Annotated in this window: 16 protein-coding genes; 14 read left to right on the top strand and 2 right to left on the bottom strand. The window is 60.6% G+C overall.

Annotation, left to right across the window (positions count from 1 at the left end; translation table 11 throughout):
* Window positions 1-86 precede the first annotated feature (86 nt).
* A complete protein-coding gene (argF, locus tag HX855_RS24060) occupies window positions 87-1007 on the top strand; it encodes an ornithine carbamoyltransferase (protein WP_177084745.1) in 921 nt (306 codons plus the stop codon).
* Complete coding sequence (locus HX855_RS24065; RefSeq protein WP_177084743.1) at window positions 1004-2050, top strand: ABC transporter ATP-binding protein; 1047 nt, start codon at window positions 1004-1006, stop codon at window positions 2048-2050. Before argF ends, HX855_RS24065 begins: the two co-directional genes overlap by 4 nt.
* A 102-nt stretch (window positions 2051-2152) precedes the next feature.
* Here HX855_RS24065 and ybaK read toward each other — a convergent pair whose 3' ends face one another.
* On the bottom strand, window positions 2153-2623 hold the full coding sequence (gene ybaK / locus HX855_RS24070; RefSeq protein ID WP_010170166.1) for a Cys-tRNA(Pro) deacylase: 471 nt from the start codon (window positions 2621-2623) through the stop codon (window positions 2153-2155).
* 361 nt (window positions 2624-2984) lie between these two features.
* Here ybaK and HX855_RS24075 point away from each other — a divergent pair, with 361 nt between their 5' ends.
* The 4 genes from HX855_RS24075 to glpD all read left to right on the top strand — a co-directional run bounded on the left by HX855_RS24075 (window position 2985) and on the right by glpD (window position 8072).
* Window positions 2985-3839 (top strand): MIP/aquaporin family protein, encoded by an 855-nt coding sequence (locus tag HX855_RS24075; RefSeq protein WP_177084741.1) that lies wholly within the window; start codon window positions 2985-2987, stop codon window positions 3837-3839.
* Between the two features lie 80 nt (window positions 3840-3919).
* Entirely contained in the window at window positions 3920-5425 is a 1506-nt protein-coding gene (gene glpK / locus HX855_RS24080) for a glycerol kinase GlpK (protein ID WP_177084739.1), read from the top strand.
* Window positions 5426-5519: 94 nt separating this feature from the next.
* On the top strand, window positions 5520-6275 hold the full coding sequence (locus tag HX855_RS24085) for a DeoR/GlpR family transcriptional regulator (protein ID WP_003208723.1): 756 nt from the start codon (window positions 5520-5522) through the stop codon (window positions 6273-6275).
* Between the two features lie 258 nt (window positions 6276-6533).
* Window positions 6534-8072, top strand: coding sequence for a glycerol-3-phosphate dehydrogenase (glpD, locus tag HX855_RS24090; RefSeq protein ID WP_177084737.1), 1539 nt, complete (start codon window positions 6534-6536; stop codon window positions 8070-8072).
* 48 nt (window positions 8073-8120) lie between these two features.
* Here the strand turns inward: glpD and HX855_RS24095 are convergent, their stop codons facing one another.
* Window positions 8121-8843 (bottom strand): tetratricopeptide repeat protein, encoded by a 723-nt coding sequence (locus HX855_RS24095; protein WP_177084735.1) that lies wholly within the window; start codon window positions 8841-8843, stop codon window positions 8121-8123.
* A gap of 124 nt (window positions 8844-8967) precedes the next feature.
* On the opposite strand from HX855_RS24095, the gene HX855_RS24100 reads away from it, so the two are divergent.
* From HX855_RS24100 to HX855_RS24135, 8 genes are all read left to right on the top strand, one after another.
* Window positions 8968-11286, top strand: coding sequence for a TonB-dependent siderophore receptor (locus HX855_RS24100; protein ID WP_177084733.1), 2319 nt, complete (start codon window positions 8968-8970; stop codon window positions 11284-11286).
* A 337-nt stretch (window positions 11287-11623) separates the two neighbouring features.
* Window positions 11624-12550: a glutamate/aspartate ABC transporter substrate-binding protein gene (locus tag HX855_RS24105; protein WP_177084731.1), complete on the top strand. Its 927-nt coding sequence runs from the start codon at window positions 11624-11626 to the stop codon at window positions 12548-12550.
* A 195-nt stretch (window positions 12551-12745) separates the two neighbouring features.
* Window positions 12746-13492, top strand: coding sequence for an amino acid ABC transporter permease (locus HX855_RS24110; protein ID WP_177084729.1), 747 nt, complete (start codon window positions 12746-12748; stop codon window positions 13490-13492).
* On the top strand, window positions 13492-14163 hold the full coding sequence (locus tag HX855_RS24115) for an amino acid ABC transporter permease (protein ID WP_177084728.1): 672 nt from the start codon (window positions 13492-13494) through the stop codon (window positions 14161-14163). The genes HX855_RS24110 and HX855_RS24115 overlap by 1 nt, the downstream gene beginning before the upstream one ends.
* Window positions 14160-14894 (top strand): amino acid ABC transporter ATP-binding protein, encoded by a 735-nt coding sequence (locus HX855_RS24120; RefSeq protein WP_010170183.1) that lies wholly within the window; start codon window positions 14160-14162, stop codon window positions 14892-14894. The genes HX855_RS24115 and HX855_RS24120 overlap by 4 nt, the downstream gene beginning before the upstream one ends.
* A gap of 161 nt (window positions 14895-15055) precedes the next feature.
* The gene (locus tag HX855_RS24125) at window positions 15056-16957 is read left to right on the top strand and encodes a sensor histidine kinase (protein WP_177084726.1); all 1902 of its coding nucleotides are present in this window, start codon (window positions 15056-15058) and stop codon (window positions 16955-16957) included.
* Window positions 16954-18294, top strand: a complete 1341-nt coding sequence (locus HX855_RS24130) for a sigma-54 dependent transcriptional regulator (protein WP_177084724.1) — start codon at window positions 16954-16956, stop codon at window positions 18292-18294. Before HX855_RS24125 ends, HX855_RS24130 begins: the two co-directional genes overlap by 4 nt.
* An 18-nt stretch (window positions 18295-18312) precedes the next feature.
* Window positions 18313-18642: a GlpM family protein gene (locus HX855_RS24135; protein WP_167410176.1), complete on the top strand. Its 330-nt coding sequence runs from the start codon at window positions 18313-18315 to the stop codon at window positions 18640-18642.
* Window positions 18643-18723 lie beyond the last annotated feature (81 nt).

An 18723-nucleotide genomic window follows, 5' to 3' on the forward strand; every position in this document is an offset into this window, starting at 1 on the left:
GTGCGGCTTTCGCCGCAGGTCTCGCCCGTTTTCAAAATAAACAAGGCTTTGAGTATCTGCGGTCTGTTGCAAAAAGGTAGTTAATGATGAGCGCAAGGCACTTTCTCTCCCTGATGGATTGCACGCCCGAAGAGCTGGTCAGCGTGCTCCGTCGAGGCATTGAGCTTAAAGACCTGCGTAACCGCGGCGTACTGTTCGAGCCTTTGAAAAACCGCGTGCTCGGGATGATTTTCGAGAAGTCGTCGACCCGCACCCGTGTGTCCTTCGAAGCCGGCATGATCCAGCTCGGCGGCCAGGCCATCTTCCTGTCGCCTCGCGATACCCAACTGGGCCGCGGCGAACCCATCAGCGACTGCGCGATTGTGATGTCGAGCATGCTGGATGCGGTGATGATCCGTACCTTCGCCCACAGCACCCTCACCGAATTTGCCGCCAACTCCCGCGTGCCTGTGATCAACGGTCTGTCCGATGACCTGCACCCGTGCCAGTTGCTGGCCGACATGCAAACCTTCCTCGAACAGCGCGGCTCGATCCAGGGCAAGACTGTGGCCTGGATCGGCGACGGCAACAACATGTGCAACAGTTATATAGAAGCGGCGATCCAGTTCGACTTCCAGTTGCGCGTTGCCTGCCCTGAAGGCTATGAGCCGGACGCAAAATTCCTGGCCCAGGCCGGCGACCGCGTGACTATCGTCCGCGACCCGCGCGAGGCGGTCATCGGTGCGCACCTGGTGAGCACCGACGTCTGGACCTCCATGGGCCAGGAAGAAGAAACCGCCAAACGCCTCACGTTGTTCGCACCGTTCCAGGTCACCCGCGCGCTGCTCGATGCGGCCGCACCGGACGTGCTGTTCATGCACTGCCTGCCGGCTCACCGCGGTGAAGAAATCAGCCTCGACCTGCTGGACGATCAACGCTCGGTGGCCTGGGCCCAGGCAGAAAACCGCCTGCACGCACAAAAGGCCCTGCTCGAATTTCTGGTTGCACCGGCGTACCGCCCTGCATGAGCCAGCCATTACTGCTGAACCTGCGCAATCTGGCATGCGGTTATCAGGACCAACGGGTGGTGCAGAACCTCAACCTGCACCTCAACGCCGGCGACATCGGTTGCCTGCTGGGCTCCTCGGGCTGTGGCAAGACCACCACCCTGCGAGCCATAGCCGGGTTTGAGCCAGTGCACGAAGGCGAGATCAGCCTGGCGGGCGAAGTCATCTCCAGTGCCGGTTTCACACTGGCGCCGGAGAAACGTCGGATCGGCATGGTGTTCCAGGACTACGCGCTGTTTCCACACCTCAGCGTGGCCGACAACATCGCCTTCGGCATTCGCAAACACCCGCAAAAAGAGCGGGTCGTCGCCGAACTGCTGGAACTGGTGAACCTGAAGAACCTGGGCAAACGCTTCCCCCACGAGCTCTCCGGCGGCCAGCAACAGCGCGTCGCCCTGGCCCGTGCCCTGGCGCCGGAACCACAGCTGTTGCTGCTGGACGAACCCTTCTCCAACCTCGACGGTGAACTGCGGCGCAAGCTCAGCCATGAAGTGCGCGACATCCTCAAGGCGCGGGGCACCAGTGCGATTCTGGTGACCCATGATCAGGAAGAAGCCTTCGCGGTGAGTGACCATGTGGGTGTGTTCAAGGAAGGTCGCCTGGAGCAGTGGGATACGCCCTACAACCTCTACCACGAACCGCTGACACCCTTTGTCGCCAGCTTTATTGGCCAGGGTTACTTCATTCGCGGGCAGCTGAATACGCCGGAGTCGGTCACCACCGAACTGGGCGAGTTGCGCGGCAATCGTGCCTACACCTGGCCTACAGGCGGCGCCGTGGATGTATTGCTGCGCCCCGACGACATTGTTTATGCACCGGACAGCGCCTTGAAAGCGCGGATTGTCGGCAAGACATTCCTCGGTGCATCGACCCTGTATCGCCTGCAGCTGCCGACAGGCGCGCAGCTGGAATCGATCTTTCCCAGCCATGCCGACCACTTGGTCGGTGCCGATGTGGGGATTCGCGTCGCGGCCGAGCACCTGGTCTTGTTCCAAGCCATGTAGGAGCGAGCTTGCTCGCGAAAAACCTGAGAGCACCACACTCATTCAGGAAAACCGCGTTACCGTAAACGATTTTCGCGAGCAAGCTCGCTCCTACAGAAAGCATCACGCCCGGCCAATTTCCGCGAACTTGGCCTGGGTGTGTTCGGCCAGCACCGCTGCTGCCAACTCCACTTCAAGCCCCCTTCTCCCCGCACTGATAAAAATGGTCGGAAACGACTGCGCCGTCACATCGACAAAGGTGCGCAGGCGCTTCTTCTGCCCCAGCGGACTGATGCCACCCAACAAATAACCGGTCGCGCGCTGCGCCGCGGCCGGGTCTGCCATCTCGACCTTTTTCACCCCCGCCGCCTGCGCCAACGCTTTTAAATCCAAACTTCCGACGACCGGCACAACGGCCACCAGCAGCTCAGCTTTTTCACTGCTGGCCAGCAGGGTCTTGAACACCTGCGCCGGATCGAGCCCCAATTTTTCCGCGGCCTCCAGGCCATAAGACGCCGCCTTGGGATCATGTTCGTAACTGTGGATTCGATGTTCGGCGCGAACTTTTTTCAACAGGTCCAATGCGGGCGTCATGAGGGCTCCAGGCTTGGCAAAACGGTGAAAAAAACAGACGGCCAATTCTAGGCCAACACGCGTCAAAAGGCTCTAGTCCGATGCCCTCTGCGACGCCCCCACCCGACCCTCTTCCGCCACTCCCTGCGTCCACGCCACGATCATTCACCACACCAATAATTACAAAATGACCGATCGTTCACTTTCGACCTTTGACAGCCGTCATTCTTGTCTATATTTTTTCGTTTACGAATACTGTAGGAATAGACCTACGGATTCAAAGCAGTAAGCCGCGAACAGGATGGGGATCCTGGCCACGGCGAAAATCGCCGATTGCCCGCTGAGGCAAAACGCCAGACAACAACAAAAACAGAGGTTTTCCATGACAACTGCTCTTCAACAGCCTTCACTCTCAAGCCAATGCATGGCCGAATTTCTGGGCACTGCGCTGCTGATCTTCTTCGGTACCGGGTGTGTTGCTGCGCTCAAGGTCGCGGGCGCCAGCTTTGGCTTGTGGGAAATCAGTATCATCTGGGGGATCGGCGTCAGCATGGCGATCTACCTGAGTGCCGGTATTTCCGGGGCTCACCTCAATCCTGCGGTCAGTATCGCGCTGTGCATTTTTGCCGATTTCGAGAAGCGTAAACTGCCGTTCTACATCATCGCCCAGGTCGCCGGCGCCTTCTGCTCGGCGGCGTTGGTTTACACGCTCTACAGCAACCTGTTTTTCGATTACGAACAAACCCACCACATGATTCGCGGCACCCAGGCCAGCCTGGAGTTGGCGTCGGTGTTCTCCACCTACCCTCATCCACTGCTCGGCACTGCCCAGGCGTTCCTGGTGGAGATGGTCATCACCGCGATCCTGATGGGCGTGATCATGGCCCTGACCGACGACAACAACGGCCTGCCCCGTGGCCCGTTGGCGCCGCTGCTCATTGGTTTGCTGATCGCCGTGATCGGCAGTGCCATGGGCCCGCTGACCGGTTTTGCGATGAACCCGGCGCGTGACTTCGGCCCCAAGCTGATGACCTTTTTCGCCGGTTGGGGTGAAATGGCCTTCACGGGCGGGCGCGATATTCCTTATTTCCTGATTCCGATCTTTGCACCGATTGTCGGTGCCTGCCTCGGCGCAGCCGCGTATCGCGGGTTGATTGCCCGCCACTTGCCGAGCACCGCAGTGGCTACAACGGATGCCACCGAAACGGCCGCAACCGGCAAAACCCGTACGTCCTGATGCGATAGCCTGGGCCCACTGCCCTTTTGCGGCCCAGGCTGTTTACTTAACTTCCCTATTCTCCGTCCAAGGCAATCGACATGACCGACATTCAGAATAAGAACTACATCATTGCCCTCGATCAGGGCACCACCAGTTCCCGGGCGATCATCTTCGATCGTGACGCCAACGTGGTGTGCACCGCCCAGCGTGAATTCACCCAGCATTACCCGCAAGCCGGCTGGGTCGAACATGACCCGATGGAAATTTTCGCCACCCAGAGCGCCGTGATGGTCGAGGCCCTGGCACAAGCCGGCCTGCACCATGACCAGGTCGCGGCCATCGGTATCACCAACCAGCGTGAAACCACCGTCGTCTGGGACAAAGTCACCGGCCGCCCGATCTACAACGCGATCGTCTGGCAATGCCGCCGCAGCACCGAGATCTGCCAGCAGCTCAAGCGCGACGGCCACGAGCAATACATCAACGACACCACTGGCCTGGTAACAGACCCGTACTTCTCCGGCACCAAGCTCAAGTGGATCCTCGACAACGTCGAAGGCAGCCGCGAGCGTGCGCGTAACGGCGAACTGCTGTTCGGCACCATCGACAGCTGGCTGATCTGGAAATTTACCGGCGGCAAGACCCACGTCACCGACTACACCAACGCCTCGCGCACCATGCTCTTCAACATCCACACCCTGGAGTGGGATGCGAAGATGCTGGAGATTCTCGACGTGCCGCGGGAAATGTTGCCGGAAGTGAAGTCCTCCTCGGAAATCTACGGCCGTACCAAAAGCGGCATCGCCATCGGCGGCATCGCCGGTGACCAGCAGGCGGCGCTGTTTGGCCAAATGTGCGTAGAACCGGGCCAGGCGAAAAACACCTACGGCACCGGCTGCTTCCTGCTGATGAACACTGGCGACAAGGCGGTGAAATCCAAGCACGGCATGCTCACCACCATCGCTTGCGGCCCCCGTGGCGAAGTGGCCTACGCCCTGGAAGGCGCCGTATTCAACGGCGGCTCCACCGTGCAGTGGCTGCGTGACGAACTGAAGATCATCGCCGACGCTACCGATACCGAATACTTCGCCAGCAAGGTCAAGGACAGCAACGGCGTGTACCTGGTACCCGCCTTCACTGGCCTGGGCGCGCCCTACTGGGACCCGTATGCCCGTGGCGCGCTGTTCGGCCTGACCCGTGGCGTACGTGTGGACCACATCATTCGTGCCGCCCTGGAGTCGATTGCCTACCAGACCCGCGACGTACTCGACGCCATGCAGCAGGATTCCGGCGAACGCCTTAAATCCCTGCGGGTAGACGGTGGCGCGGTGGCCAACAACTTCCTGATGCAGTTCCAGGCCGACATTCTCGGCACCCAGGTAGAGCGCCCGCAAATGCGCGAAACCACCGCATTGGGCGCCGCTTACCTGGCGGGCCTGGCGTGCGGTTTCTGGGGCAGCCTGGACGAATTGCGCGGCAAGGCGGTGATCGAGCGTCAATTCGAACCACAACTGGAAGAAGCGGCGAAGGAAAAACTCTACGCCGGCTGGCAAAAAGCAGTCAGCCGCACCCGCGACTGGGAACCTCACGAAGGCGCTGAATAAGCCAAGCGCCGGACCCTCATAGGGTTGTAACTGGCAGGGAGCTGATTCCTGCGTCATCATGGGCCACTTTTTACGGCAGCCCAAAGGACGCACCATGAATCTGCCTCCCCGCCAGCAACAAATCCTCGAACTGGTTCGCGAACGCGGCTATGTGAGTATTGAGGAAATGGCGCAGCTCTTCGTTGTCACCCCGCAAACCATCCGCCGTGACATCAATCAACTGGCGGAAGCCAATCTGTTGCGCCGCTACCACGGCGGCGCAGCCTATGACTCCAGCGTTGAAAACACCGCGTACGCCATGCGTGCCGATCAGATGCGTGATGAAAAACAACGCATCGGCGAAGCTATCGCCGCGCAAATCCCCGATCACGCCTCGCTGTTTATCAACATCGGCACCACCACCGAATCCATTGCCCGTGCGCTGCTAAACCACAGCCACCTGAAAATCATCACCAACAACCTCAACGTCGCCATGATGCTCAGCGCCAAAGACGACTTCGACGTACTCCTGACCGGCGGCAACGTGCGCCGTGACGGCGGTGTGGTGGGCCAGGCCAGCGTCGACTTTATCAACCAGTTCAAGGTCGATTTTGCCCTGGTGGGCATCAGCGGGATCGATGAAGACGGCAGCCTGTTAGACTTCGATTATCAGGAAGTGCGGGTTTCTCAAGCGATCATTGCCAATGCACGCAAGGTGATCCTGGCGGCGGACTCCAGCAAATTCGGGCGCAACGCCATGATTCGCCTGGGACCGATCAGTTTGATTGATTGTTTAGTCACCGATCAGCAGCCGGTTCCGGCGCTGGTGCAACTGTTGAATCAGCACAAGATTCGGCTGGAAGTGGTGTAAGCCTATCTGATCGTTCCTACGCTCCGCGTGGGAATGCCTCGCTGGACGCTCCGCGTCCGCTGTTCGAAGCAGAGCGTCACAGGCTGAATTCCCACGCAGAGCGTGGGAACTATCAGTTCACAAATATTCCTTTATTCGCCCTTCGATCAGTATTTTCAATCGAAGCGGACTGGCTGTGCCCGCGTTTATAAGCTACCATTTTCGCAAATGAACATTTATGTTCGAATTCCAATATGAAAAAGATCGCGAGGCCAGCCGATGAACCCTTCTACCTTGCCTGCCCCACCGCTTGCTGAAGTCTATGACGTCGCCGTTATCGGTGGCGGGATCAATGGCGTCGGCATTGCAGCAGACGCAGCCGGGCGCGGTTTGTCGGTATTCCTTTGCGAAAAGGACGACCTGGCCAGCCACACCTCCTCCGCCAGCAGCAAGCTGATCCACGGCGGCCTGCGTTACCTCGAACATTACGAATTCCGCCTGGTGCGCGAAGCCCTGGCTGAACGGGAAGTGCTGCTGGCCAAGGCCCCGCACATCGTCAAGCAGATGCGCTTTGTATTGCCACACCGCCCGCACCTGCGCCCGGCATGGATGATTCGCGCCGGCCTGTTCCTCTATGACCACCTGGGCAAGCGGGAAAAACTCGAAGGTTCCAAGAGCCTCAAGTTCGGCCCCGACAGCCCGCTGAAAAGCGAAATCACCAAAGGCTTTGAATACTCGGACTGCTGGGTAGACGACGCCCGCCTTGTCGTACTCAATGCGATGGCCGCGCGGGAAAAGGGTGCGCATATCCACACCCAGACCCGTTGCGTCAGCGCGCACCGCAGCAAAGGCCTGTGGGAAATGAACATGGAACGTGCCGACGGCAGCCTGTTCTCGATCCGCGCCCGGGCACTGGTGAACGCGGCTGGCCCGTGGGTAGCCAAGTTCATCAAGGATGACCTGAAGCTGGATTCGCCCTACGGCATCCGCCTGATTCAGGGCAGCCACCTGATCGTACCGAAGCTGTACGAAGGCGCCCACGCGCACATCCTGCAGAACGAAGACCAGCGCATCGTCTTCACCATTCCGTACCTGAACCACCTGACCATCATCGGCACCACCGACCGCGAATACACCGGCGACCCGGCAAAAGTGGCGATTACCGAAGGTGAAACCGACTACATGCTCAACGTGGTCAACGCGCACTTCAAGAAACAGCTGAGCCGCGATGACATCGTGCACACCTATTCCGGCGTGCGCCCGCTGTGCAACGACGAATCCGACAACCCGTCGGCCGTGACCCGCGACTACACCCTGGCGCTGTCCGGCACCTCGGGCGAGGCGCCGTTGCTGTCGGTGTTCGGCGGCAAGTTGACCACCTACCGCAAGCTGGCCGAATCGGCGATGGCGCAACTGGCGCCGTACTTCACCCAGATGCGCCCAAGCTGGACCGCCACGGCCACCCTGCCCGGCGGCGAAAACATGAGCACGCCAGAAGCCCTGGCCGATGCGATTCGCAGCAAGTTCGACTGGGTGCCGAGCGAGATTGCCCGGCGCTGGTCCACCACCTACGGCAGCCGCACCTGGCGCCTGCTGGAAGGCGTGCAGTCGCTGGCCGACATGGGCGACCACCTCGGTGGCGGCCTGTACACCCGCGAAGTCGATTACCTGTGCGCCGAAGAATGGGCCACGCAGCCCCAGGACATCCTGTGGCGCCGCAGCAAGCTGGGCTTGTTCACCACACCGGAAGAACAGGAAAACGTGCAGCGTTACCTGTCCAAGGTTGAGCACAATCGCGGCAAGATCGAAGCCGCCTGATCGACCCGTTGTGAAAAGGCCCCTGCACCGTAAGGTCCAGGGGCTTTTTCATGCCTGCAGATGGCGCTGGTAGCGCAGGCCCATCTCACGAATCCCGGCAAGGGCAGAGGCCACCAGCACCGGATAAGCCGCCTGCAGAAAACCCGGCGTAGCGGTTGTGAGCGCCCGCTCCAGCCATAGGCAGGCCTGCGCTTCGTCGCCGTCTTCAGCCAGCTCCGAGGCATGGTTGTATTGCCCGCGAAAATCCCCGGCCTCGGCCGAGCGCTGGTACCACTGGCGCGCCAGTTGAACATTCTTGGGCACCACAACGCCTTCATGGTGGAACCGCCCCAACAGGTTCATCGACTTGGCGTGCCCCTTGCCCGCAGCCCGAGCGAACAGCTCGTAGGCCGCAACAAGGTCACGCTCCACACCGCGACCGCGCGTAAGCAACTGGCCGTAGTTATACAAACCCCAATCCAGCCCCAGATCGGCGGCCTTGCGGTAATGCTGCGCGCTGTCTTCCAAATCGACTTCGCAGCCCCACCCATTCTCCAGACAGCGCCCGATCATGTTGATCGCCATGGGGTGGCGCTGCCGGGCGGCGATGCGAAACCAGCTCAACGCCAGCGCCTCATCCTTCTGTACACCGCGGCCGTCAAGGAGCAGCTGGGCCAGGGTCGCCTGCGCGTCGGCATCACCCAATTGAGCGGCATGCATCACCCAACGCACATAGGCACGCGGGTTATCACCGATGTCAGACGACTCGTTGCCTGGCTGCCCACTCTGCATTACTGCCCCGCGTGGCGATCAAGGACCGCAAAAATTTCATGAATTATTTGGTTACAAAGTATTACATTTGAGACTGCTTATCAATTACGATCGCATCTCACTTACACCAACAAGAGATTACTCAATGGCTACCGGGATCAGTTCTGCCCCCCTTTCATCGCGGCATTTGCTCGCGTCGGCAGTGGGCCTGGCAGTGGCTGCGCAGGGAGGATTCAGTTATGCGGCGGAGACCGCACCAGATGACAACACAGGCGTCATCCAGCTCGGCGCCACCAGCATCGAAGGTCAGGCCCAGAGCACCTACAACCCTGTGGCCCCCTCTTCTCCCAAGTACACCGAAGCCCTGCGGGACACGCCGCAGACGATCACGGTGGTGCCCAAGGAAGTGATTCATGACCAGAACCTGCTGACCCTGCGCGACGTGCTCAGCACCGTGCCGGGCATCACGTTCGGTGCCGGCGAAGGTGGCAGCGGCTACGGCGACAGCATCAACCTGCGCGGGTTTTCCGCCAGCGGCGACATCTACGTGGACGGCGTGCGCGACAGCGCGCAATACAGCCGTACCGACCCGTTCAACCTGGAACAGGTGGAAGTCGTCAGCGGCGCAAGTTCGGTGTATTCCGGTTCCGGCGCAGTGGGAGGCACCATCAACCTGGTGAGCAAGCAGCCAGAATTGCGCGACAAAACCACCATCAGTGCCGGCATCGGCACCGATAACTACAAGCGCACCACCCTGGACACCAACCAGACGCTCAACGACACCACCGCATTCCGCCTGAACCTGATGGCCCATGGTAACGATGTGCCCGGTCGCGATTATGAAGATTACGAGCGCTGGGGCATCGCGCCGTCTATTGCCTTTGGCCTGGGCACGCCGACGCGCGTCACCGTCAGTTACGAGCACCAGAAAGACGACAACACGCCGCAATACGGTATCCCCATCTACAACGGCAAACCCATGCCGGGTGTGGGCTGGAGCGATTACTACGGCTACCACAACATCAATGACCAGCAGATCACCTCGGATTCGTTCAGCCTGAAGCTTGAGCACGACTTCACCGACGCGGTGTCTGTACGCAACTTCACCCGGGTCGAGCGGGTTCGCCAGGACCTGCGCGCCTCGGGCCCTGAAGGTGCGCTGACCGGCTGCCTGGCCAGCGGCACCCAGATCACGGGCGCCCCTTGCGCCGCGGGCCTGCAGCCGGGCTATTTCCAGCCAAGCGGTGGCTCACTGGGCAACGAGCGCAACACCCAGAACAAAATGTTCACCAACCAGACTGACGTCACCAGCCACTTCAGCACCGGGTTCATCGACCACACACTGGTGACCGGCATCGCCATCAGCCGCGAGGAATACGAGGCGGATACCGGAAAATGGCTGACCAACGCCAACGGCAGCACGATCGTCCCGCCGCCGGTCAGCTACAGCGATCCCAATTCCGAATGGTCCGGCCCCGTCAACTTTACCCGCGCGGCCCACATCGATGGTGCGCTGAACAACCGTGCCGTCTATGCCTTCGACACGCTCAAGCTCAACCCGCAATGGGAAATCAATGGCGGCTTGCGTTACGAGCACAACGCGGGCAGCTCGGTGACCAATGCCTACTCCAGCACCGGCGTGGAGACGCCTGGCATACGCTACGGCCAGGCGGATGACCTGACGTCCTACCGCATGGCCCTGGTCTATAAACCGGCGGAAAACGGCAGCTTCTACATCGCCTACGGCAACAGCAAGACGCCGTCCCAAGCCAGCGTCAATGGTGGCTGCTACACCCCGGCCAAAAGCTCGAGCATCGCCACCAACAACTGCGACGTGTCCCCGGAAACCGCCGTCAGCTATGAGATCGGCACCAAATGGGACTTGCTCGACAATGCCCTGTCGCTGACAGGCGCGATCTTCCGCAATGACCGCACCAACTACAAAGTCGCCGATAACGACCCGAGCAACCTCAGCGGCACCCAAACCCTCGACGGCAAGGCCCGTGCCGATGGCGTGGCGCTGGGCCTGAGCGGCGCGATCACTGACCGCTGGAAGGTCTTCGCCAACTACACCTACCTGAACACCCGCGTGCTGCGCAGCGCCAGCGATTACACCCTGGCCACCACCGGCATCGACGTGCAGAAAGGTGAGCCGCTGACCTTCACCCCTAAACATGCCGCCAGTATCTGGACGGTGTACGACCTGCCGCACGACTTCCAGGTGGGCTACGGCATCACGGCGCAAACCAAGCAGTACCTGGCCAGTGCCGCCGGTGCACCGACGTCACCCGGCTACGCGGTGCAGCGCGCGATGCTCGGCTACAAGGTCAACAAACAGCTGAACCTGCAGTTGAACGTCAACAACCTGTTCGACAAACAGTACCTCACCCGCATCCGCAACAACGGTTGGGCGGTGCCGGGTGATGGGCGCGCCGCGGTCGTGTCGGCTGACTACACGTTCTGACAGAGCCCTACCAAAAAAGCCCCGGGCGCCAAACGCCCGGGGCTTTTTCATGAGTGATACAGGGTTATCCCTCCATTCGGTTTTCCGAACACCATCCGCCTGGCTATTCGGTTTGCCGGACCAAGTCGATCGAAAAAGCCCGTCACACAAAGTTAATCTGCATATAAATCATGTAGTTAACCTTTTATCCCCGGTATGGCACGAGTCATGCTCTACACTCGTAGGCGATTGCCTGAGGCGCCTCAGGAGCCGTCACGGGCTTTCGCAGTACTGTTTATATAAAAACGTGGCCGCCCTAACCGGTCTCATAAAAAAAACAAATGTCGAGGAAGTATTGATGCGTATCGTTCCCCATATTTTGGGCGCAGCTATCGCTGCTGCTCTGATCAGCACTCCAGTTTTCGCCGCCGAACTCACCGGCACACTGAAGAAAATCAACGACTCCGGCACGATCACTCTCGCTCACCGCGACAGCTCCATTCCGTTTTCCTACATCGCGGATGGTTCGGGCAAACCCGTGGGCTACTCCCACGACATTCAGCTGGCTATCGTTGAAGCCCTGAAAAAAGACCTGAACAAACCCGACCTGAAGACCAAGTACAACCTGGTCACCTCGCAAACCCGTATCCCGCTGATCCAGAACGGCACCGCGGACATCGAGTGCGGCTCCACCACCAACAACGCCGAACGCGCCCAGCAAGTTGACTTCACCGTCAACATCTTCGAAATCGGCACCCGCCTGCTGGTCAAGAAAGACAAGGATGGCAAGCCGTCCTACAGCGACTTCGCTGACCTGAAAGGCAAAAACGTCGTGACCACCGCCGGCACCACGTCCGAGCGCATCATCAAGGCGATGAACGCCGACAAGCAGATGGGCATGAACGTCATCTCCGCCAAGGACCACGGCGAATCCTTCCAGATGCTGGAAAGCGGCCGCGCCGTAGCCTTCATGATGGACGACGCCCTGCTGGCTGGTGAAGAAGCCAAGGCCAAGAAGCCGGACGACTGGGTGATCACCGGTACTCCACAGTCCTTCGAAGCCTATGCCTGCATGGTTCGTAAAGACGACCCGGCCTTCAAGAAGGCCGTGGATGACGCGATCGTTGGCCTGTACAAATCCGGCGAGATCAACAAGATCTACAGCAAGTGGTTTGAAAGCCCGATTCCACCAAAAGGCCTGAACCTGAACTTCCCGATGAGCGAGAAGGTAAAGGATCTGATCGCCACTCCGAGCGACAAGCCAGCGCCTGACGTAAAAATCTGATACCTGACTAAGCTTATGTCCTGAGGGAGCCAACACTCCCCCAGGCGTCTGTTACTACCTGCTGGCTTTAATTTTGGAACACTCGACCTGGCGGTTTTCGAGCCGATCGCGTGTGCCTGGCGTTCACCGCCGGGCGGGAAAGGATCTTCCCCAAGCGGGTGCTTGTACATCGATCGATCTCGAGGGGAGACCCTAATGAATTACAACTGGGACTGGGGCGTATTCTTCAAGTCCACCGGCGTTGGCAGCGAGACTTATCTCGACTGGTACATCTCCGGGCTGGGCTGGACCATCGCCATCGCCGTCGTGGCATGGATTATCGCCTTGCTGCTGGGCTCCGTACTCGGCGTCATGCGCACCGTGCCAAACCGCATCGTATCGGGCATCGCGACCTGCTACGTGGAACTGTTTCGTAACGTACCGCTGCTGGTTCAGCTGTTCATCTGGTATTTCCTGATACCCGACATGCTGCCGCAGAACCTGCAGGACTGGTACAAACAAGACCTCAACCCGACCACCTCGGCCTACCTGAGCGTTGTCGTGTGCCTGGGCCTGTTCACCGCCGCCCGTGTGTGCGAACAAGTGCGTACCGGCATCCAGGCGCTGCCACGTGGCCAGGAAGCTGCCGCACGCGCCATGGGCTTCAAGCTGCCACAGATCTACTGGAACGTGCTGCTGCCCCAGGCCTACCGGATCATCATTCCGCCGCTTACCTCCGAATTCCTCAACGTCTTCAAGAACTCCTCCGTGGCGTCCCTGATCGGCTTGATGGAACTGCTGGCGCAAACCAAACAGACCGCCGAGTTCTCGGCCAACCTGTTTGAGGCCTTCACCCTGGCCACGCTGATCTACTTCACCCTGAACATGAGCCTGATGCTGCTGATGCGCGTGGTCGAGAAGAAAGTCGCCGTGCCCGGCCTGATCTCCGTGGGGGGTAAATAATGGAATTTGATTTCAGTGGCATCATCCCCGCCATCCCGGGCCTGTGGAACGGCATGGTCATGACCTTGCAGTTGATGGTCATGGGCGTGATCGGCGGGATCATCATCGGCACTATACTGGCGCTGATGCGCTTGTCGTCCAACAAGCTGCTGTCGCGCCTGGCCGGTGCCTATGTGAACTACTTCCGGTCGATCCCGCTGCTGTTGGTGATCACCTGGTTCTACCTGGCGGTGCCGTTCGTGCTGCGCTGGATCACCGGCGAAGACACCCCGATCGGTGCGTTCACCTCCTGCGTCGTGGCCTTCATGATGTTCGAGGCGGCCTACTTCTGTGAAATCGTGCGGGCCGGCGTGCAGTCGATCCCCAAGGGCCAGATGGCCGCCGCGCAAGCAATGGGCATGACGTATGGCCAGACCATGCGCCTGATCATCCTGCCCCAGGCGTTCCGCAAGATGACCCCGTTGCTGCTGCAACAGTCGATCATCCTGTTCCAGGACACCTCGCTGGTCTACACCGTGGGCCTGGTGGACTTCCTCAACTCCGCCCGCTCCAACGGCGACATCATTGGCCGCTCCAATGAGTTCCTGATCTTCGCCGGTGTCGTCTACTTCATCATCAGCTTTTCCGCCTCGCTGCTGGTCAAGCGTCTGCAAAAAAGGTTTGCCGTATGATCTCTATCAAGAATATCAACAAGTGGTATGGCGACTTCCAGGTGCTGACCGATTGCAGCACCGAGGTTAAAAAAGGCGAAGTGATCGTGGTGTGCGGGCCGTCCGGTTCGGGCAAATCCACCCTGATCAAGTGCGTCAACGCCCTGGAACCGTTCCAGAAAGGTGACGTGGTCGTCGACGGTACGTCCATCGCCGACCCGAAGACCAACCTGCCGAAACTGCGCTCGCGCGTGGGCATGGTGTTCCAGCACTTCGAGCTGTTCCCGCACCTGACCATCACCGAAAACCTGACCATCGCGCAGATCAAGGTGTTGGGCCGCAGTAAGGAAGAAGCCACCAAGAAAGGCCTGCAACTGCTGGAGCGCGTCGGTCTGTCGGCCCACGCCCACAAGCATCCGGGCCAGCTTTCCGGCGGCCAGCAACAGCGTGTGGCGATTGCCCGCGCACTGGCGATGGACCCGATCGTCATGCTGTTCGACGAACCGACCTCGGCCCTCGACCCGGAAATGGTCAACGAAGTGCTCGACGTGATGGTGCAACTGGCCCACGAAGGCATGACCATGATGTGCGTGACCCACGAAATGGGTTTCGCCCGCAAGGTCGCTGACCGGGTGATCTTCATGGACGCTGGCAAGATCATCGAAGACTGTCCGAAAGAGGAATTCTTCGGCGACATCAGCGCCCGCTCCGAGCGTGCGCAGCACTTCCTTGAGAAAATCCTGCAGCACTAAAAAGCCGCAGCTCGCTGCTCTTCTGTAGGAGCGAGCTTGCGCGCGAAAGACGTCAACGATAACGCGAGCATCCTGGATGAGCGCGGTGCCCTTGAGTTTTTCGCGAGCAAGCTCGCTCCTACAGCGGGCAAGTGAGCGATAGCTGACCCAAGGCATCTGTGATGAAATGCGACCCCAACCTCTTTCGCGCCGCGCCGCCATCACTTGCCGTGAAGCCTCGTCTGATTCGCCAATTGTTCCTGCCGCCGCTGATCATCGCTCTGATGATCGGACTGGGTTACGTCGGCTTCTGGATCAGTGAGTTCTATGGGATCCGCACCCTCACCGACACCGGCGAACGCCAGCTGGAATTGCACGCCCGCACCGTCGAGAGCGAACTCAGCAAATACACCTACCTGCCCAGCCTCCTGGAGCTGGAATCCAGCGTCTCCAGGCTATTGGCCGACCCGAATCAGGAAACCCGCAAAACCGTCAACGACTACCTTGAAGGCCTGAACCGGCGCAGTCGCAGCCGGGCGATTTACGTCATGGACACCACCGGCCGTGTGCTGGCCACCAGTAACTGGCGCGATGCCGACAGCTACCAAGGTGAAGACCTGTCCTTCCGTGCCTATTTCCAGAATGCCGTGCGCGGCCAGCCCGGCCGGTTCTACGGCATCGGCAGCACCAACGGCGAGCCCGGTTATTACCTGGCCCATGGCCTGGAAGAACACGGCAAGATCATCGGCGTGGCCGTGGTCAAGGTACGCCTGGAAGCGCTGGAAGAGCGCTGGCAGCGGGCGCGCCTGGAGGCCTTCGTGAGTGACGAGAACGGCATCATCATTCTTTCCAGTGACCCGGCCCGTCGTCTCAAGTCCGTGCGCCCCCTGAGCGATGACACCAAGGACCGCCTCGCCCACAGCCTGCAATATTACTGGGCGACCCTCAACGAGCTGGAACCCCTGGCCCGCGAGCGCCTCAACGAAGGCACCGAGAAGTTGACCTTCCCGGCCAACAGCGAAGTGGTGGCAGACGAGCATGAGGTGAGCTACCTGGCCCAGACCCGCCCGCTGAATGACACCCCCTGGAACTTCACCCTGCTGACCCCGCTCAATGACCTGCGCCGGGCCGCCATCAACCAGGGCATCCTGGTGGCCGTGGCCTTCGCCCTGGTGGCGTTCCTGCTAATTGCCTGGAACGAGCGCCGCAAGGTGATCGCCACCCGCCTCGCCGCCCGGGAAGCCTTGCAGGAAGCCAACAACCAGCTGGAGCGACGGATTGCCGAACGCACCACTGACCTGCGGGCCAGCAACGAGCGGCTCAAGAGCCAGATTCGCGAGCGGCGCCAGGCCGAGGAAACCCTGCGCCGGGCCCAGGACGAACTGGTACAGGCCGGCAAACTCGCGGCCATCGGCCAGATGTCCACCAGCATCGCTCACGAACTGAACCAGCCCCTGGCCGCCTTGCGCACCCTGTCGGGCAACACCGTGCGCTTCCTGGAGCGTGGCGCCCTGGACACCGCCAGCGCCAACCTCAAGACCATCAACGAACTGATCGACCGCATGGGCCGCATCACCGCCAGCCTGCGCTCCTTTGCGCGGCGCGGGGATGACCAGGGCGAAGCCAGTCTGTGCAAGGCGGTGGACGCCACGTTCCAGATTTTGGGCAGTCGCCTGGAGGCCCTGCCGCTGACGGTGCACCGTCACTTCAGCCACGCGCAGTTACAGATCGACCAGACACGCCTGGAGCAGATCCTGGTCAACCTGATCGGCAATGCCCTGGACGCAATGCAGGCGCAACCCGCCCCCGAACTGTGGCTGGAAGGCGACATCGTCGACGGCAAATACCGCCTGCAGGTGCGCGACAACGGCCACGGTATCGACCCCGAGGCACGCAAGCATTTGTTCGAACCGTTCTTTACCACCAAACCCGGCGAGCAAGGCCTGGGGCTGGGCCTGACGCTGTCGGCCAGCCTTGCGGCCGCCACCGGCGGCAACCTCGCCGTCGAGCACCCGGCCAGCGGTGGTACTGCCTTTGTCCTGAGTTTGCCGCTGGCAAGCCCTCCACACGTCGAGTCGACATGAACGCAGAAAAAAATACCGACCTGACCGTCCTGATCGTCGAAGACGACCCCCATGTATTGCTCGGCTGCCAGCAAGCCCTGGCCCTGGAAGACATCCCCAGCGTGGGCGTGGCCAGCGCAGAAGAAGCCCTGACCCGTGTCGGGGAAAACTTCGCCGGCATCGTCATCAGCGATATCCGCTTGCCGGGTATCGACGGCCTGGAGCTGCTGACCCGGCTCAAGGCCCTGGATAAAAGCCTGCCGGTGGTGCTGATCACCGGGCACGGCGATATCTCCATGGCGGTGGGCGCGATGCGCAACGGCGCCTATGACTTCATGGAAAAACCCTTCTCCCCCGAGCGCCTGGTAGAGGTTGCCCGCCGCGCCCTGGAACAGCGCGGCCTGGCCCGGGAAGTCTGGTCGCTGCGCCGGCAACTGGCCGAGCGCGACTCCCTGGAAGGCCGGATCATCGGCCGCTCCCCCGCCATGCAGAACCTGCGGGAGCTGATCGCCAACGTCGCCGACACCTCGGCCAACGTGCTGATCGAAGGCGAGACCGGCACCGGCAAGGAACTGGTCGCCCGCTGCCTGCATGATTTCAGCCGGCGCCATTCCCACCAGTTCGTCGCCCTGAACTGCGGCGGCCTGCCGGAAAACCTGTTTGAAAGCGAAATCTTCGGCCACGAGGCCAACGCGTTTACCGGCGCCGGCAAACGCCGCATCGGCAAGATCGAACACGCCCACGAAGGCACGCTGTTCCTCGACGAAGTGGAAAGCATGCCGATGAACCTGCAGATCAAACTGCTGCGGGTGTTGCAGGAACGCACCCTGGAACGCCTGGGCTCGAACCAAAGCGTGGCGGTGGATTGCCGGGTGATCGCCGCCACCAAGTCCGACCTCGACGACCTGAGCCGCGCCAACCAGTTTCGCAGCGACCTGTACTACCGCCTCAACGTGGTGACCCTGGAACTGCCCCCCCTGCGGGAACGCCGCGAAGACATCCTGCAGCTGTTCGAACACTTCCTGCAGCAGTCGTCCCTGCGTTTCGACCGCACCGTGCCCGACCTGGACAACCAGACCTTGTCCAACCTCATGAGCCACGACTGGCCCGGCAACGTGCGTGAACTGCGCAACGTGGCCGAGCGCTTTGCCCTGGGGTTGCCAGCGTTCAAAAAGAGCGGCAACAGCAGCGGTAACCACGGCCTGGCGTTCACCGAAGCGGTGGAAGCCTTCGAACGCAACCTGCTCAACGACGCCCTGCAACGCAGCGGCGGCAACCTGACCCAGGCCAGCCAGGAACTGGGCATGGCCAAGACGACGTTGTTCGACAAGGTCAAGAAATACGGCTTGAGCCACTAGGAGCGCAGTGTGGATTTATTGCTGAAAGCGGCATTGGGTGCGGGGGTGGTGCTGATTCTGGCGGCGCTGGCCAAGACCAAAAACTATTACATCGCAGGCTTGGTACCGCTGTTTCCGACGTTTGCGCTGATCGCCCATTACATCGTCGGCAAGGGCCGCTCGGTGGAGGATTTGAAGACCACCATCGTGTTCGGGATGTGGTCGATCATTCCGTACTTTGTGTACCTGGCGACGCTGTACGTGATGGTGGACCGGATGCGGCTGGAGGCGTCGCTGGCGGTGGCAGCGGTGGCGTGGTTGATGGCGGCTACGGTGTTGGTCAGCGTGTGGGTTCGCGTACACGCCTGACATACGCTTATCAAAAATGTGGAGCTGGGTGGGTGTGTTTATCCGTTATTTAGGTAACGGCCGCCTATGGTTCCGCTCTTA

This window comes from Pseudomonas sp. IPO3778 (assembly GCF_013386825.1).
Classification (GTDB): Bacteria; Pseudomonadota; Gammaproteobacteria; order Pseudomonadales; family Pseudomonadaceae; genus Aquipseudomonas.

What these genes read in the sequence shown, in the direction of transcription:
- HX855_RS24105 (WP_177084731.1), top strand. Translation starts at nt 11,624, where the DNA reads ATGCGTATCGTTCCCCATATTTTGGGCGCAGCTATCGCTGCTGCTCTG.
- HX855_RS24100 (WP_177084733.1), top strand. Translation starts at nt 8,968, where the DNA reads ATGGCTACCGGGATCAGTTCTGCCCCCCTTTCATCGCGGCATTTGCTC.
- glpK (WP_177084739.1), top strand. Translation starts at nt 3,920, where the DNA reads ATGACCGACATTCAGAATAAGAACTACATCATTGCCCTCGATCAGGGC.
- HX855_RS24130 (WP_177084724.1), top strand. Translation starts at nt 16,954, where the DNA reads ATGAACGCAGAAAAAAATACCGACCTGACCGTCCTGATCGTCGAAGAC.
- HX855_RS24065 (WP_177084743.1), top strand. Translation starts at nt 1,004, where the DNA reads ATGAGCCAGCCATTACTGCTGAACCTGCGCAATCTGGCATGCGGTTAT.
- HX855_RS24075 (WP_177084741.1), top strand. Translation starts at nt 2,985, where the DNA reads ATGACAACTGCTCTTCAACAGCCTTCACTCTCAAGCCAATGCATGGCC.
- ybaK (WP_010170166.1), bottom strand. Translation starts at nt 2,623, where the DNA reads ATGACGCCCGCATTGGACCTGTTGAAAAAAGTTCGCGCCGAACATCGA.
- HX855_RS24085 (WP_003208723.1), top strand. Translation starts at nt 5,520, where the DNA reads ATGAATCTGCCTCCCCGCCAGCAACAAATCCTCGAACTGGTTCGCGAA.
- HX855_RS24115 (WP_177084728.1), top strand. Translation starts at nt 13,492, where the DNA reads ATGGAATTTGATTTCAGTGGCATCATCCCCGCCATCCCGGGCCTGTGG.
- HX855_RS24125 (WP_177084726.1), top strand. Translation starts at nt 15,056, where the DNA reads ATGAAATGCGACCCCAACCTCTTTCGCGCCGCGCCGCCATCACTTGCC.
- HX855_RS24120 (WP_010170183.1), top strand. Translation starts at nt 14,160, where the DNA reads ATGATCTCTATCAAGAATATCAACAAGTGGTATGGCGACTTCCAGGTG.
- HX855_RS24110 (WP_177084729.1), top strand. Translation starts at nt 12,746, where the DNA reads ATGAATTACAACTGGGACTGGGGCGTATTCTTCAAGTCCACCGGCGTT.
- glpD (WP_177084737.1), top strand. Translation starts at nt 6,534, where the DNA reads ATGAACCCTTCTACCTTGCCTGCCCCACCGCTTGCTGAAGTCTATGAC.
- argF (WP_177084745.1), top strand. Translation starts at nt 87, where the DNA reads ATGAGCGCAAGGCACTTTCTCTCCCTGATGGATTGCACGCCCGAAGAG.
- HX855_RS24095 (WP_177084735.1), bottom strand. Translation starts at nt 8,843, where the DNA reads ATGCAGAGTGGGCAGCCAGGCAACGAGTCGTCTGACATCGGTGATAAC.